14 protein-coding genes are annotated in these 15,635 nt (G+C 63.9%); 13 read left to right on the forward strand and 1 reads right to left on the reverse strand.

Features of this window, described 5'->3' with window-relative positions:
- Positions 1–110: 110 nt before the first annotated feature.
- Positions 111–1,535: an aldehyde dehydrogenase family protein gene (locus tag GC148_RS03530; RefSeq protein WP_291068731.1), complete on the forward strand. Its 1,425-nt coding sequence runs from the start codon at positions 111–113 to the stop codon at positions 1,533–1,535.
- A 97-nt stretch (positions 1,536–1,632) separates the two neighbouring features.
- Positions 1,633–2,418, forward strand: a complete 786-nt coding sequence (locus GC148_RS03535; RefSeq protein ID WP_291068733.1) for a glutathione S-transferase family protein — start codon at positions 1,633–1,635, stop codon at positions 2,416–2,418.
- Here GC148_RS03535 and GC148_RS03540 read toward each other — a convergent pair.
- Positions 2,405–3,325, reverse strand: a complete 921-nt coding sequence (locus GC148_RS03540; RefSeq protein WP_291068734.1) for a LysR family transcriptional regulator — start codon at positions 3,323–3,325, stop codon at positions 2,405–2,407. The two genes, GC148_RS03535 and GC148_RS03540, sit on opposite strands and share 14 nt — an antisense overlap.
- 110 nt (positions 3,326–3,435) lie before the next feature.
- Here GC148_RS03540 and GC148_RS03545 point away from each other — a divergent pair, with 110 nt between their 5' ends.
- The 11 genes from GC148_RS03545 (at position 3,436) to GC148_RS03595 (ending at position 15,624) form a co-directional block, all read left to right on the forward strand.
- Positions 3,436–4,932 (forward strand): CoA-acylating methylmalonate-semialdehyde dehydrogenase, encoded by a 1,497-nt coding sequence (locus GC148_RS03545; RefSeq protein ID WP_291068735.1) that lies wholly within the window; start codon positions 3,436–3,438, stop codon positions 4,930–4,932.
- Between the two features lie 93 nt (positions 4,933–5,025).
- Positions 5,026–5,808 carry a hypothetical protein gene (locus GC148_RS03550; RefSeq protein WP_291068736.1) on the forward strand — a complete coding sequence of 261 codons (783 nt, stop codon included), beginning with the start codon at positions 5,026–5,028 and terminating at the stop codon, positions 5,806–5,808.
- A gap of 49 nt (positions 5,809–5,857) precedes the next feature.
- Positions 5,858–6,634, forward strand: a complete 777-nt coding sequence (locus GC148_RS03555; RefSeq protein ID WP_291068738.1) for an enoyl-CoA hydratase-related protein — start codon at positions 5,858–5,860, stop codon at positions 6,632–6,634.
- On the forward strand, positions 6,635–7,534 hold the full coding sequence (gene mmsB, locus GC148_RS03560; protein WP_291068739.1) for a 3-hydroxyisobutyrate dehydrogenase: 900 nt from the start codon (positions 6,635–6,637) through the stop codon (positions 7,532–7,534).
- 128 nt (positions 7,535–7,662) lie between these two features.
- Entirely contained in the window at positions 7,663–8,718 is a 1,056-nt protein-coding gene (locus tag GC148_RS03565) for a hypothetical protein (protein WP_291068741.1), read from the forward strand.
- Positions 8,715–9,932: an oligosaccharide flippase family protein gene (locus GC148_RS03570; RefSeq protein WP_291068744.1), complete on the forward strand. Its 1,218-nt coding sequence runs from the start codon at positions 8,715–8,717 to the stop codon at positions 9,930–9,932. Before GC148_RS03565 ends, GC148_RS03570 begins: the two co-directional genes overlap by 4 nt.
- A 3-nt stretch (positions 9,933–9,935) precedes the next feature.
- Complete coding sequence (locus tag GC148_RS03575) at positions 9,936–10,202, forward strand: hypothetical protein (RefSeq protein ID WP_291068746.1); 267 nt, start codon at positions 9,936–9,938, stop codon at positions 10,200–10,202.
- Positions 10,199–11,200, forward strand: coding sequence for a glycosyltransferase family 2 protein (locus GC148_RS03580; RefSeq protein WP_291068747.1), 1,002 nt, complete (start codon positions 10,199–10,201; stop codon positions 11,198–11,200). Before GC148_RS03575 ends, GC148_RS03580 begins: the two co-directional genes overlap by 4 nt.
- Before the next feature lie 162 nt (positions 11,201–11,362).
- The gene (locus GC148_RS03585; RefSeq protein ID WP_291068749.1) at positions 11,363–12,865 is read left to right on the forward strand and encodes an NAD(P)/FAD-dependent oxidoreductase; all 1,503 of its coding nucleotides are present in this window, start codon (positions 11,363–11,365) and stop codon (positions 12,863–12,865) included.
- A 59-nt stretch (positions 12,866–12,924) separates the two neighbouring features.
- Positions 12,925–14,301 (forward strand): magnesium transporter, encoded by a 1,377-nt coding sequence (gene mgtE, locus GC148_RS03590; protein WP_291068750.1) that lies wholly within the window; start codon positions 12,925–12,927, stop codon positions 14,299–14,301.
- A 120-nt stretch (positions 14,302–14,421) separates the two neighbouring features.
- Positions 14,422–15,624 carry a lysozyme gene (locus tag GC148_RS03595; RefSeq protein ID WP_291068751.1) on the forward strand — a complete coding sequence of 401 codons (1,203 nt, stop codon included), beginning with the start codon at positions 14,422–14,424 and terminating at the stop codon, positions 15,622–15,624.
- Positions 15,625–15,635 lie beyond the last annotated feature (11 nt).

Genomic DNA, 15,635 nt, shown 5'->3' on the forward strand with positions numbered 1-15,635 from the left:
GCGGTCCACTCGTCCACCTCCGGGTCTTGATCAGCCAAACGGGCCTGTAGAGGGCTCCGAACTCTTGTGCCATACCTTATCGGGACCAAAAAAACTCGGGAGTGAACACAATGGCAAATCAGACCTATACAATGACGATCAACGGCAAGGCCGTTGCTGGCGGCGAAACGTTCGGGGTCGAGAACCCAGCGACCGGACAGGTCTTTGCGCAGGCCCCTGATTGTTCGAAGGCCGAACTCGATGCTGCCGTTGCGTCAGCCCGTGCGGCATTCCCGGCCTGGAAAGCCACCCCGATTGCAAAGCGACGTGAACTGCTCAACGCCATGGCCGGCGTCATCATGCAGAACTTGCCCGAGCTGTCGCGCCTGCTGACGCGGGAGCAGGGCAAACCGCATCCGGACGCCGAAGGCGATGTCGGCGGCGGCGCTTTCTGGCTCATGGAATCGGCCAAGCACGAAATTCCCGAGCATGTCTCTGAAGACTCGGCAGAACGCCATGCCGTCACCCGCTACGGGCCCATCGGCGTCGTCGCTGCCATCGTGCCCTGGAACTTCCCGATTATTCTCGCTGCCTTCAAGCTGGGGCCCGCCCTGCTGGCCGGCAACACGGTTGTCCTGAAACCCGCGCCGACGACTCCGCTGACCACGCTGCGTATTGGAGAGCTGCTGCGCGGCGTCCTGCCGGACGGCGTGCTGAACGTCGTTTCGGGATCCGATCGCCTCGGGCCCTGGCTGACGGCCCATCCGGGCATCGACAAGGTCAGTTTCACCGGCTCCACCCAGACCGGCAAGAAAGTGATGGAGAGCGCCGCTCACTCCCTGAAGCGCGTGACGCTGGAACTGGGCGGCAATGACCCGGCCATCGTGATGCCGGATGTCGATGTGAAAAAGGTCGCAGAAGATCTCTTCTGGGCCGCGTTCCGCAACACCGGGCAGATCTGTATCGCCACCAAACGTATGTACATCCACAAGGACGTGTACGAACCATTGAAGGCGGCCATTGTGGAATACGCCGCCACGGTGAAAGTCGGTGACGGCGCCGAACAGGGCACCCAGATCGGCCCGATCCAGAATTCGGCCCAATACAAGCGTGTTCTGGAACTGATCCAGGACGCCAAGGACAATGGCTACAAGTTCCTGATTGGCGGGGACGAGGCCAAAGTGCCCGGCTACTTCGTACCGATCACCATCCTCGACAACCCGCCGGAAAATGCCCGCATCGTGCAGGAAGAGCAATTCGGCCCGGTCCTGCCGCTCCTGAAGTTCGACAACCTCGATGAGGTCGTCGGTCGCGCCAATGACAGTGAATACGGTCTCGGCGCCTCGATCTGGACCAGCGACATCGAACGCGCGCAGGATATCGCAACGCGCCTTCAGGCGGGCACGGTGTGGATCAACGAGAGCCAACACCTCAGCCCGCACGCGGCCTTCGGCGGCTTCAAGCAGTCCGGTATCGGCGTCGAGGGCGGCCCCGAAGGCGTGCTCGAATTCTGCCAGGCACAGACCGTGTTCACCCGCAAACCCGCGACCGCCTGAGCCTTGACGTGGCGGACGGGCCACCCGGCGTCACATCTTGTGCGCCGGGGCGTTCATGGCAGTGTGAAGGTCCTTACGGTTCTTCAGAGGCCAAGCCATGACCGACCTCGTTCTCTACGAACATCCGCTGTCGCCCTATGCGCAGAAAGTCAAAATCGCCCTGCGCGAAAAGGGTGTGCCTTTCGAGGCGCGCTTGCCCGAGGGCATTGGCACGGGCGTCACCGGCTCCGGATTCGCTAAGGCCAATCCGCGCGGCGAGGTGCCTGCGCTTGTGCATGGCGACACATCCATTTTCGACAGCACGATCATCCTCGAATATATTGAGGAGGTCTGGCCATCGCCGCCCATGCTGCCGTCCACGCCGGCCGGCAAAGCCCGCGTCCGGATGATCGAAGACATCATGGACACCCAGTTCGAGGCGATCACCTGGGGGCTCGGAGAGCTCAACTTCTTCAAGCGCGCAGAAGGTGACTTGAAGGCTCAGATTGAATCCTGCGCCCGGACCCAGGCGGCCGCCTTTTTTGCGATGCTTGAAGCGTGGCTCGGCAAGGCAGACTGGTTCAATGGCGCGGACTTTGGTTGGGGCGATCTGAGTGTCATGCCCTTCCTGAACGGAGCGGCGGGCTTTGGCATTGCGCCGGAAGCGGGCAGCGCGCTTTCAGCCTGGGCCGCCCGCGCCAACGCGCGCGGAAGCGTCCGGCAAACTCGCGCCGAGTCTGAAGCGTCGATGTCAGGCATGGCGCAGGTTGATCAGGCCGTGAAGGCGGGCCTGTTCAAGCGTCAGTACCGGGACCACCGTCTGGAGTGGATGATGAAATCCGGCGGCGCAGAAATCGTGCGCCAGGGACTGAAGGACGGAACGATCCGGTTTACCGGCCCTTGAGCGGAGGTTTGGACGCTTGCTCTCCGAGAAGCTTGCCAGGTGAGGCTTCGAACAGATCGATCAGGAATTCACTGGTCGCCCGGACCCGGGCAAGGGTGTGGACGTCTTCATGGATCGCCAGCCACAGCGCCCGCTCGATCCGGACGGCATCGGGCAGAACCTGCACAAGCTCCGGATCAGCTGCGGCCATGAAATGAGGCAGTACCGCTATCCCGGCGCCCGCCCGTGTCATCTGCCATTGCGCGACAATCGAGGGACTGCAGAAGCGCAGCGACAGACCAGCCATGATCTCCTCATGGTAGCGCAGCTGGGAGGAGTAGATCAGGTCGTCGACATACCCGATCAGCGAATGGCCAGCCAGATCGGTGACATCCGTGATCGCCCCGTGCGCGTTCAGGTATTTCGGTGCAGCATAGAGGTGCAGTGAATAGTCGGACAGCTTGCGCACTTTCAGCCGCCCTGCTTTCGGGCGCGTCAGCAGGATGGACATGTCGGCCTCGCGCTTGGGCACGCTGACGAAGCCGGACAGGGCGATCAGGTCGAGACCCAGACGGGAATGACGGGTCGCGAAGTCGGCGATGGCCGGCGCGATCAGCTGATTGCCCAGACCTTCGGGCACGCCGATGCGGACCCGCCCCGTGGCCTGCGGTCCGCCAGGTTCGGACACGGCCGCGACCTCGGCGGCGGCGTGTTCCAGTGCCTCGGCCCTCGACGCGACGGTCTGGCCGTTGGGGGTCAGCAGGTGCCCCTTGGCCGTGCGCTCGAACAGATCGAGGCCCAGATCGGCTTCGAGTCTGCGCAAGCGCCGGCTGATTGTGGTGGCATCCAGCCCCGTCCGGGCGGCGACATCGGCCAGGCGCGGATGGCGGCTGACCTCGAGCAGCAGTTTCAGGTCGTCCCAGTTCAAATCGATCTACCTGCAAATTTGCAGCCACTGGCTGCGATATTGTCCGTTTATTTGGACTTACGCGCTCTATAGGTTGCCGTCAAAATTCGAGGGCAAAAGGGAGACACGCGATGCGTGAAGTGCACCATTTCATCGGCGGCAAGGTCGTTTCGGGCCAATCCGGCCGGTTCGGCGACATCTACAATCCCAATACCGGAGAGGTTCAGGCCCGCGTGGCGCTGGCCACCGAAGCCGAGCTGGACGCCGCGGTTGCAGCCGCCCGGGCCGCACTTCCTGCCTGGGCCGCCACCAACCCGCAGCGCCGCGCGCGCGTCATGTTCGAGTTCAAGCGCCTCGTCGAAGCCAACATGAATGAGCTCGCCCACCTCCTGTCGTCCGAGCATGGCAAGGTGATCGCAGACTCCAAAGGCGATGTGCAGCGTGGCCTCGACGTGGTCGAGTTTGCCTGCGGCGTGCCGCACTTGCTCAAAGGCGAATACACCGAAGGCGCCGGCCCTGGCATCGACGTTTTCTCCATGCGTCAGGCGCTCGGTGTCTGTGCCGGCATCACGCCGTTCAACTTCCCCGCCATGATCCCGTGCTGGATGGCCGCCGTTGCGATTGCCTGCGGCAACACCTTCATTCTGAAACCGTCCGAGAAAGACCCCTCCGTGCCGATGCGGCTCGCCGAGCTCATGCTCGAAGCCGGTGCGCCGGCCGGCGTGCTCAACGTTGTCAACGGCGACAAGGTTGCCGTCGACGCCATCCTCAAGCATTCGGACATCAAGGCGGTCAGCTTCGTCGGATCGTCCGACATCGCACAATATGTCTATTCGACCGGCGCCGCGAACGGCAAACGCGTGCAGGCGATGGGCGGCGCGAAGAACCACGGCATCATCATGCCGGACGCCGACATGGACCAGGCCGTCAAAGACATCGTTGGCGCGGCTTACGGGTCGGCCGGCGAGCGCTGCATGGCGCTGCCTGTGGCGGTCACGGTCGGCAAGAAGACCGGCGACGAATTCGTGGCGCGCATGATTGATGCTGCGCGCGGCCTCAAGGTTGGCATCTCGACCGACAAAGACGCGCACTACGGCCCCGTCGTCTCCGCCCAGCACAAGGCGAAGATCGAAAACTACATCCAGATGGGCGTCGATGAAGGCGCCAAACTCCTGCTCGACGGCCGTGGCCACACGCTGCAGGGCCACGAGAACGGCTTCTTCGTGGGCCCTTCGCTCTTTGACAATGTGAAGCCCGGCATGCGCTCCTATCAGGAAGAGATCTTCGGTCCCGTCCTGCAGGTCGTTCGCGCCGAGTCGCTTGAAGAGGCTGCGGCCCTTGCCACGAACCATCAGTATGGAAACGGCTGCGCCATCTTCACGTCGAACGGCCGCGCCGCGCGCGAGTTCGCCGCGCAGGTCAATGTCGGCATGGTTGGTATCAACGTGCCGATCCCGGTACCGGTCGCCTACCATACCTTCGGCGGGTGGAAACGCTCTGCCTTCGGCGACACCAACCAGCACGGCCCGGAAGGCATCAAGTTCTGGACCAAGATCAAGACGGTCACCCAGCGCTGGCCGGACGGCGACGTCGGCGACCAGGCCTTCGTCATCCCGACGATGGGGTGAGATCGCAGGCAACGGCCAGGCCCCTGCGCTTGTCGGGGGCCGAAGCCTGCGATACTTGCTAGGCGGTCTCGTTTTCAAGCCGGGGAGGGTTTGATGTCTGACTTGTCCATCGGGTCGCCAGCAACAGGTGACCGTGTTTTCATCCGCAACCTTGTCACGGTCATGGCCGTCATTCTCGTGTCCGGGTTCGTCGTCCAATTGGCGGCCGGCAGGTCGAGTTTCAATGCGCCGTTGATCGTGCATGCACACGCCTTCGTATTCATGGGATGGGTGGACATCGTGATGATGCAGGCCTGGCTTGCCGGAGCCGGCAACATGAAGCTGCACCAGCAACTCGGAAAGCTCGCCTGCGTTTGGGCGATCGGGCTCCTGATTTTTGGAACTTGGGTCACGGTCGCGGCCGTTCAAAGCGGTCGAACGCCTTTCTTCTTCCAGCCGCAGCATTTCATCGTTGCCAATCCCCTCAGTCTTGTGGCGGCGATGGGGCTGCTCGGCGCGGCGGTCATGTTGCGCCACCGGCCTGACTGGCACGCGCGTTTGCAGGTCGGCTCGTTCATGCTTCTGATGGGCCCGGGATTCGGTCGTCTGCTACCTATGCCGCTTCTCCCGCCCTATGCTTTTGAGATCGCCGGACTCATAGCGATTGTCTTCCCGGTCTTCGGCATCTTGCGCGACTGGCGCGTGCTCGGCCGTCCGCATCCGGCCTGGTTCTGGGCGATTGGTGTACTGATTGCCGTCACGCTCCTTGTCCGCGTGATCGGTCTTTCCCCTGTCGGGGCAGGTGTCTACGAGGCTGTCGTTGCAGGCACGCCGCTCGAGGGCACCAGCGGTCTCGACTATCTTCCGCCGCCGGGGCCGCCACCGGCTCCAAGCTGACGCCGGGCTCGGCGCCGGCATGTATGAACACTCACAACAGGCTTTCTTCATGTCCCAATACAAGACCATCACCTTCGAACAAAAGGGCCGCGTAGCCGTTGTCACGCTGAACCGGCCGGACAGTCTGAACGCCCTCAATGCGGAGATCATGCGTGAAGTCGTCGATTGCTTTGCCGCCATCGACCGTAACAAGGACATTGCCGTCAGCGTCCTGACCGGGGCAGGGCGCGCCTTCGCCGCTGGCGCCGACATCAAGGAGATGCAGCCGCAATCCTTCTCCGACATGTATGTCGAGGACTACTTCGCCGGCTGGGACCGCTTCGCTGCGTGTCGCAAGCCGGTCATCGCGGCGGTCAACGGCTTCGCCCTCGGCGGCGGCTGCGAACTCGCAATGATGTGCGACCTGATCATTGCGTCCGAGAAGGCGAAGTTCGGCCAGCCGGAGATCAAGCTTGGCGTCACCCCCGGCATGGGCGGCTCTATTCGCCTCACCAAGGCTGTTGGCAAGGCAAAGGCCATGGACATGGTGCTCTCTGGCCGCATGATCGACGGCGCCGAAGCCGACCGGATCGGTCTTGTCTCTCGCGTCGTGCCGCATGACACGCTGATGGACGCCGCCATGGCCGCTGCAAACGAAATAGCGGCCTTCTCCATTCCGTCCTTGATGGCAGCGAAGGAGATGGTTGGTCGTGCACTGGAACTTCCGACCACGGAAGGTGTCAAGTTCGAGCGCCGACTCTTCCAGGGCCTGTTCGGCACTGCCGACCAGAAAGAAGGCATGGCGGCGTTCAGCGACAAGCGCGCTGCGAAGTTCGAGGACAAGTAAATGACGAAGATCGCCTTCATCGGCCTGGGTAACATGGGCGGCGGCATGTGCGCCAACCTCGTCAAGGCGGGTCACACCCTTGCGGCCTTCGATCTCAATGCGGATGCGGTCAAGGCTGTCGCCGCAAAGGGCGCGCGCGCGGCGGCGTCCGTCGCCGATGCGGTCAAGGATGCCGAAGTCGTTGTCTCGATGTTGCCGGCCGGCAAGCACGTCCTTAGCGTCCATTTCGGACCGGACGGCGTGAAGGACCACGCCCCCCGCGGCACGCTCCTGATCGATTGTTCCACCATCGCCGTTACGGATGCGCGCGAAGCCCACGTGCAGGCGGACCTCTCGGGCTTCATCATGGTCGATGCGCCGGTCTCGGGCGGGGTTGCCGCCGCCGAGGCTGGCACGCTCACCTTCATGGCGGGCGGCACGGCCAAGGCGTTCGAAAAGGCGGAACCGATCCTGAAAGGCATGGGCAAGAACATCTTCCATGCCGGCGGCGCCGGGAACGGGCAGGCCGCCAAGATCGCCAACAACATGCTGCTCGGCATCTCGATGATTGGCACCTGCGAGGCCTTCAACCTTGCCGAAAAGCTCGGCCTCGACGCGGAGACGTTCTTCAGGATTTCGTCGGTCTCCTCCGGTCAGTGCTGGTCCATGACCAGCTATTGCCCCGCGCCTGGTCCGGTGCCCTCATCTCCTGCGAACCGCGACTATGCCCCCGGCTTTGCCGTCGCGATGATGCTCAAGGACCTGCACCTGGCCGCCGACGCCGCGCGCTCGGCCGGTGCGGAGATACGCCTCGGCGAGCACGCAGAAAGCATCTACCAGTCACTCGCTGACCGGGGGCTCGCCGGGCTCGATTTTTCGGGTGTGATGAAGGACGTCAAAGGCGAAATCCCCCGCAGTTGATTCAATTAAAAGGTTAGAGGTCACAGCGCTTTAACCATCCGGCCCGTGGCACGGGAGTTGCGCCAATACCGCCCAGAAGCGCCGCATTTGCAGCGGTGCCTGATGCGTATTGGGACAGAGACCGCCAAATGGCCGCCGGATCCGAGGGGAACATTCTCTTTGTAACACACGGCGCGGGGCGAGGCCGCATCGTGCCGACCGGCGACGTGTTCTTCTCGCGGCTCAAGGTGCGCGATCCGGAACTGGCCGCCCGGCTCCAGTTCCACCAGACCGGAACCCCTGCACCGAGCCTGAATGGCGTGGCCCTGGCCGTGTTCTGGCTGGGCGATCCGCTGCGCCAGAAATATCCGGATTGCTATGCCGACGCATCCGCCATCGCCCGCGACGCGGCGCGCCGTGGTATTCCGGTGCTGAACCATCCGGACGGTTTGTCGAACACAACCAAGGCCGTACAGTCCGAAATCTGGATGAAGGCCGGCCTTCCGTGCGCGCCCGTCGCGTGCGTCTCGACATCGGCCGAACTGACCGACGCTTTCGCCGGCATGGACGGCCCGTGCTTCCTGCGCGGCAACGATACCCATGCAGAACGCGAAATCCGCATGCTGTGCGCGCCGAAGCAGGTTCGCGCCGCAGCAGAGGCGATCTGCAATCCGGTCGCGCTCGTCAGGATCCACGATGTCCGCGCCGAATACCGCCGCGCCGGCACCCCGGCGTCGAGCCTGTACAGCCGCTTCCACCACAAGGCCCGCGCCTTCGTGTTCCAGGGCGACGTAAAATCCAGCCACCTGTTTTTCTCGCACCATCTCGCCGTTGGCCTGTCCAACAGCCTGTTCGCGCGCGAAGAGCGGCCCAAGCGCCGCCTGCTTCGCAAAATCGGTTTCCGCAAGCAGCTGTTCAACGACATGATCGCGGAAGACCTGAGATACTTCCGCACGCCCGCAGCGCACCGGAACGTTCTGGTCAAGGCAGTCGCCGCGCTGGGTCTCGATGTGGCCGCCGTCGATTACAGCATCCGGCCCGATGGCTCGCTGATCCTTTGGGAAGCCAACCCGTACTTCTTCCTGCCACCCGGCGAACAAAGCGTTCTCGCCGACGAACGCCTGGCCGTTGCCCGCGTCAACGCTTCGCTGGACTGGATGGCCAACTGCCTGTGGGCGGCGCTGCCGAAGCGGCTCGCATCATGACTTTGTCGGTTCCGGTCTCTGCAGGTCGAGGTCGCCGCGACCTCCTCAAGAAGTTCGGCTGGACCAGTCTAGCTTCGATCGTGCAGATGCTTGCCGGGATCGCTTCCGTCGTCGTCCTGACGCGCTTCCTCTCGCCTTCAGATTACGGCCTCTACGGCATCGCGATCATGTCGGTGGCCGTCGCCGAAATCCTGACCGGCGGCATCCTGTCCAGCCCCATCGAGCAAAAGGCCGAGGTTTCGCGCGCCGATCTCAATTCGGCCTTCTGGGCGAATTTCGGCCTCGCCCTGATCTGCAGTGCCATCACAATCCCGGCAGCTGCCCTCATCGTATCTTCGCTGGATGCGGCCAGAGCCTTGCCCGTCATCGCAGCGGCCTGCCTCCTGATGACGCTCACTGCCGCCGGCATCGTGCCGGAAAGTCTGCTGCGCCGTCGCCAGCAGTTCCGCGCGCTCGCCAAGGTGGGCATGTTTGCGGCCATCGCCGGTCTCGCCACCGGCATCACGATGGCTGTCATGGGGGCAGGGGTCTGGTCCCTGATCGGACTGGAACTCGTGCGCCGCGTGATACTGGTCACGACAAATTTCGTCCTGTCGCGCTGGCGTCCGGACGGCGGCCTCGACTTCGCCGCGATGCGCACCACGCTGCCTTTCGTGTCCGGCATGTTCGTCGCCAACGCGCTCGGCCGTCTGGACCGGATGGCTCCGCAAATCGCCGCAACCGTCTTTTTCGGCCCGCAAGGCCTCGGTCTCCTGACCGTGGCGACGCGCATCGCCGAGCAGATCCAATCCTTCGTGGCCCAGCCCGTCGGCGCGATGGCGCTGCCGGTCCTGTCGAATGCGGCCACGGACCGGACCCGGTTCCACACGCTCATGGCGGATGCCTGGCGCGCGATCTCGATCTCCAGCTTCCCGATGCTCGCGGGTTTCGCGGCCATTGCCCCCTTGCTGGTGCCGATGGTGGTCGGGAAGGAATTTGCCAGCGTCGGCGTGATCTCGGCCTTGACCGTGCTCGCGTATCTGCGCGTCGTGTCCTCGAAGGTGAACATTGCGGCGACCCAGGCAGCGGGCAAATCGCTCGCCGCCAGCGCCTCGATCGCCACCAGCGTCGGCGCCCACCTGATCCTGCTCGTCTTCCTAGCCCCGTTCGGTGTGGTCGCGATTGCCGGCGCGTCTTTGCTACGCGGTTGGCTCACGTGGCCGTTTGCCGCCTAGTTCGTGAAGATCACCACCGGCTTCTCGCTCCGCCGCCAGGCTGCCATCCTGGTTCCGCCTTTCTTCGCCAGCCTGCTGATGGGCGCCGGCGTCATGTCTTTCTCGTCGATGCTGCAAGGGCATCTCAATCCTGTTGCGGTCCTCGCCGTACTCATCCCGACAGGCGTTGTTCTGTACGCCGGCCTGCTTTGGCTTCTGGACCCCTGGGTCCGGCAAGCCGTTGCCTCGCCGCAGATCCAGCGCCTCATCTTCAAGGCGGGTTCTCCATGATCGTCATTCTTTCCACGTTCAACGGTGAAAGCCGCCTGCGCGACATGTTCGAAGCCATGCTCCGTATCCGGATTCCGGAAGGCACGCGCTTTCACGTCGTCGACAATGCCAGCACCGATCAGACGCGTGCCGTCCTCGCGCAGTATGAGTCGACGCTGCCACTCACCGTCCATGAACAGCCAGTGCGCGGCAAGAACAATTGCCTGAACCTCGTTCTCGACAAGGTCGTCCATCAACTGGCTCCGGATGAGCTCGTTGTGCTCACCGACGATGATATCCTGCCCAGCATCGAATGGCTGGACGAATTGCAGGCCGCCGCCAATGCGCACTCGGATTGCGATATCTTCTCGGGTCGCATCCTGCCGCATTGGCCGAGCAATTTCTCGCCCTGCCTCGAACCGGTCCGTCGCTATTACGGCATCCTGTTTTCGTTGACCTCGAATGTCGAAGGACCATGCGACGCAACTCAGGCCTGGGGTCCGAACATGGCGGTGCGGGCTCATGTCTTCCAGTCGGGTGTCCGGTTCGATCCACGCTTCGGTCCCAACAGCACGATCGGTTATCCCATGGGCTCGGAAACCGAGCTGATGGAGCGCCTGGACCAGGCCGGCCACCGAGCCTGGTTTGCCGAGCGCGCCTGTGTGCGCCACATGATCCGCGCCTCCCAGCTCAATCCCACCAGCGTTGTCCAGCGAGCGTTCCGGCATGGTTACGGCGTCGGCTGGCGCTACCAGCGCGGCCGCGGCCGTCTCGGCCTCGCGACGATGATGTTCCGCGCTGTGCGGGGCGTGGCGGCGGCCCGGATCCGGAGTATCTGGTCTTCAGCCGACGACCAGCTGCTGCAGGACTATCACGAAGCCTGGGCTCGCGGCCTCGCCAGCGGCGCCTTGTTCGAATATCGCCGGTCGCGCCGGGTTCCCACCGCGACAGAGCTTTTCCCGGAAACGGCCGAACAACTCGGCACCAATGCCGGCGCGGGCGCAAATATCGGCGACTGAAATCCGGACCAGCTGCCAAACCGCTTGCTTGCCTCCACGGCATATCAGGTCGTTTACTTATTGCAGCGCCTTCCTCCCGGGCGAAACTGAGACGTGCAAAGTCAACGACTGGCGCCTTGAAGCGCTGGCAAGGAACGCCTGCAGGCAAACCGGAGGAATATCATGCCCGACACCGCCACACTCCAGACGAGGAAGCCCAAAGCAAAGACCGAGCATTTCGACGTGCTCATCGTCGGGGCAGGAATCTCGGGGGTCGGCGCCGGCTACCACCTCAAGACCCGGATGCCCAAAAAGAAGTTCGTCATCCTTGAGGCTTACGAAAGCTTCGGTGGCACCTGGTACATGCACCGCTATCCGGGCATCCGGTCGGACTCCGATCTCTATACGTTCGGCTACCGCCACAAGCCTTGGGTCGGCCCGCCGATCGCCAGCCGTGACGAAATCCTCAAATACATGGACGAGGTGATCCGCGAGAATGATCTCGCCGACCACATCCGCTACCGCCACAAGATCAAGTCGGCCAGCTGGTCGAGTACGAAGAAGAAATGGACGGTCAAGGCCGAACAGTTGGAAACCGGCGAAATCCTGACCTTCACGGCCAAGTTCCTCTGGATGTGCCAGGGCTATTATGAGCACGCTGCCGGCTACACGCCGGAATGGCAGGACATGAACAAGTTCCGTGGGCAGATCATCCACCCGCAGACCTGGCCGGAAGATCTGGACCTGACCGGCAAGCGCGTCATCTGCATCGGCTCGGGGGCAACCGCGGCCACGGTCGTGCCTGCCATTGCGGCCAAGTGCGAACACGTCACGCTGCTCCAGCGCTCGCCGACCTACTTCATCCCCGCACGCAACGAAAACGTGTTGGCCGACGAACTGCGCGTTCTGGGCATCGACGAGCACTGGATCCACGAGATCGTCCGCCGCAAATACCTGTTCGAGCAGGCCGAGTTCACGCGGCGTTCGTTCGAGGATGCCGAGGCGCTGCGCAACGAACTTCTCGAAGGCGTCAAGGCCTATCTGCCGGAAGGCTATGACATGTCGCACTTCACGCCGGCCTACCGGCCTTGGCAGCAGCGCGTCGCGTTCGTTCCGGATGGGGATCTGTTCCAGGGCATCAAGGCCGGCAAGGCTGATGTCGTCACCGACCATATCGACCGTTTCACGGAAAAAGGCATCCTGCTCAAGTCCGGCCGTGAGCTGGAGGCCGATGTCATCATCACCGCCACGGGCTTCAACCTGTCCGTCCTCGGCGGGATCCCCTTCGAGGTCGATGGCAAGCCCGTCGACTGGGGCAAGACGATCACCTATCGCGGCATGATGTTCACCGGCGTGCCGAACCTTGTCTGGGTCTTCGGCTATTTCCGCGCCAGCTGGACCCTGCGGGTCGACATGCTCGGCGATTTTGTCATCCGCCTGCTGCAGCACATGGACGCCAAGGGGGCCAAGCAAATGGAAGTCGCCCTCCGCCCGCAGGACCACAATATGGAAATCCTGCCCTGGATGGACGCCGACAACTTCAACCCCGGCTACCTCATGCGGTCCATGGACCAGATGCCCAAGCGCGGCGCCAATCCGGAATGGCAGCACACCCAGAATTACTGGAAAGAGAAAGACGAGTTGCCGCTGGTCGATCTTGATGCCGAGGAATTCCGCTACAGCTAGCCGGTCGCCCCCAAGCCCTCTCTTGCCGCGGCCTTGCAACCCCGGCATGAGAGGCGGCTATGAGTGATACCAGCGCCCCCACGCCGACCGAGCAGGGCAAGATCGACCCGGTCTTCCTGCACGATCTCGCCGATGCCATCGACGAGCGCGATGTCCGCTGGCTGTCGCGCACGCTAAAGCGCATGCACCCCGCCGATGCGGCCGATGCGCTCGAGGCCCTGTCCTACGACACGTTCGAAGAGGCTGTGGAGCTTCTGGGCGGTGAGCTGCCCCCCGAAATCCTGATCGAGCTGCGCGATTCCTACCGCGAAGGCGCTGTGGAAATGCTGCCTGACCAGGCGGTGGCCCAGGCCCTCGACGAGCTCGACTCGGACGATGCAACCACAATTCTAGAAGACCTCGAGGAAGACCGCCGCGAGCGCATCCTTGAAGACCTTGCGCCGGTTGACCGGGCGGAGCTGGAGCGCAGCCTCGGATATGACGAGGAAACCGCTGGCCGCCTGATGCAGACCGAATTCGTGGCCGTGCCCGAATTCTGGAGTGTCGGGGAAACCATCGACCATGCCCGCGCCCTCGGCACGGACCTGCCGGAAGTCTTCTACGACATCTACGTCATCGACCCCGCCCACCGCCTGCTCGGAATCGTTCCGCTCGCCAGCCTGTTGCGCCAGCCCCGCGATACGGCGCTGGAGGACATCATGCACGATCCCAGCATGACCCTCAGCACCGATGACGACCAGGAAGACGTCGCCTACCAGTTCCAGAAATACTCGCTCGCCTCCGCGCCGGTCACCGACCATGCCGGCCGCCTCGTCGGCATGATCACGGTTGATGACATGGTCGACGTCATGCAGTCGGAGCACACCGAAGACCTGCTTGCCCTGTCGAACGTGTCGTCGGCGGACGCGTCCGACACCGTGTTCGAAACGGTAAAGGCGCGGCTGCCCTGGCTCGCGATCAACCTGTTCACCGCTTTCATCGCCTCGGCGATCATTTCCGTGTTCGAGGGCGCGATCGAACAGGTCGTGGCGCTGGCCATCCTGATGCCGGTTGTTGCTGCGCTGGGCGGCAATGCCGGCAGCCAGGGGCTCGCAGTGGCCGTGCGCGCCATCGCCTCCCGCGAACTCGAAGGCGCCGCCGCCCGCCGCTCCGTTCTGCGCGAATTCCTCGCGGCCGCCATCAACGGCCTCCTGATCGGCGCCGGCGTTGGTATCATTGCGATGTTCTGGTTCGGCGATACCGGTCTCGGCCTTGTCATCGCCTTCGCCATGTTTGGCACCTTCCTGTGGGCCGGCCTCTCTGGCATCCTTGTGCCGCTGGGCCTGAAACGCCTCGGCGCGGACCCCGCGGTGGCGTCCTCGGTCTTTGTGTTGACATTGACCGACGTCATGGCGTTCTTCAGCTTCCTTGGCCTTGCATCGCTCGTCCTGTTGTAAACAGACGGAATTTCAGCCGAATCTCGTGCTTCAGGCGAATGGGCGCGCGTTTTGCAGGGCGTACCTGTAGGCATTTTGCCTGTTGTACCAGATCGGGAGCGAGGGGAATTGGCCCGTCCCATGCGCATGTCAGCAAGTGGCATCGAGCTCATCCAGAGCTTCGAGGGCTTCCGGCCGCGCGCAGCGCGTCTGCCGGGCGGCGGCTGGCTGATCGGTTACGGCCACACCGCCACCGCTCGCGCCGGCCTCCAGATCACCCCGCGCGACGCCGTATTGATCCTGCGCCACCATGATCTGCCGCCCATCGAGGCCCTGATCGCCGAACAGGTGCTCACCCCGCTCAGCCAGAACGAATTCGACGCCCTGGTCTCCTTTGCCTTCAATATCGGCGCGGAAGCCTTCGCAGCATCGGAAGTCGTGTCGGCCCTGAACGCAGGCGACCGGGCCCGCGCGGCCGATGCCATGTGGGCCTGGCGCCTCGCGAACGTGTCAGGGGAACTGCGCGTCGTGGACGCGCTCGCCCGCCGCCGGGCTGCGGAGATCGCGATGTTCCTCGAACACCCGGCCGGCCGCGCCGCCATTCCCGGCGCGCTGGTGCGCCCGCTCGCCCGTCAGGGCCATGACGACGAAGACCATGACGCCGGCGCCCGCTCGGTCGTGATCGGGCCGCGCCCAACAACGGACTCTGCGCCGGGCCCCGTCTTGCCGCCCGAAAACTCCACGCAGGCCGCCGCCCGCGCCGTCAGCGAGCGCATCGCCCGCATCCTGGGCGAAGCGCCGCGCCAGACGCCGGCCCCGCCGCTTCCGCCGGTTGCGCCCGGCGACGGCCCGACCCCGGAAGAAATCACCGACGCTGTGAAAGCCCTTGTCGGTGACGAACCGCCCTCCACGCTGCCCGCCCGGGCCAAAGGGCCGCCGGAAGGCATCGAGCGCCGCCGCACGCCGCGTCCGGCTGGCGACACCGGCGCCCCGCAGGAAGACGCGCCGTTGCTGCCGCCTCTGCCGCTCGCCGAAGGCGTGGTTGTGGACGATCTTGAAATCGTCGAGATCGACGAAAGCGATCTTGAGCGCGCCATTCAGGAAAACGGCGAGCTCGACACGGCCTCGATCCGCAATCTCGGCGCATGGCTGCCCTACGCCACGCTATCCGGCCTTGGCTTCGTCGGCATGATCGCCGGCCTCGAACGCTTCCTGTCGCAGGGATCGCGCCCCCTGATGCACCAGAGCGACGTCTATGCCGGCCCGGTGCTGGCCCTGGGCGGCGGGTTCCTGTTCCTGATCGCCAGCTATTACCTTTACCGGGCGCTGACGCGGCAAGATTAGTCGCTGACAGG

Source organism: Hyphomonas sp., assembly GCF_016125515.1.
Classification (GTDB): Bacteria; Pseudomonadota; Alphaproteobacteria; order Caulobacterales; family Hyphomonadaceae; genus Hyphomonas.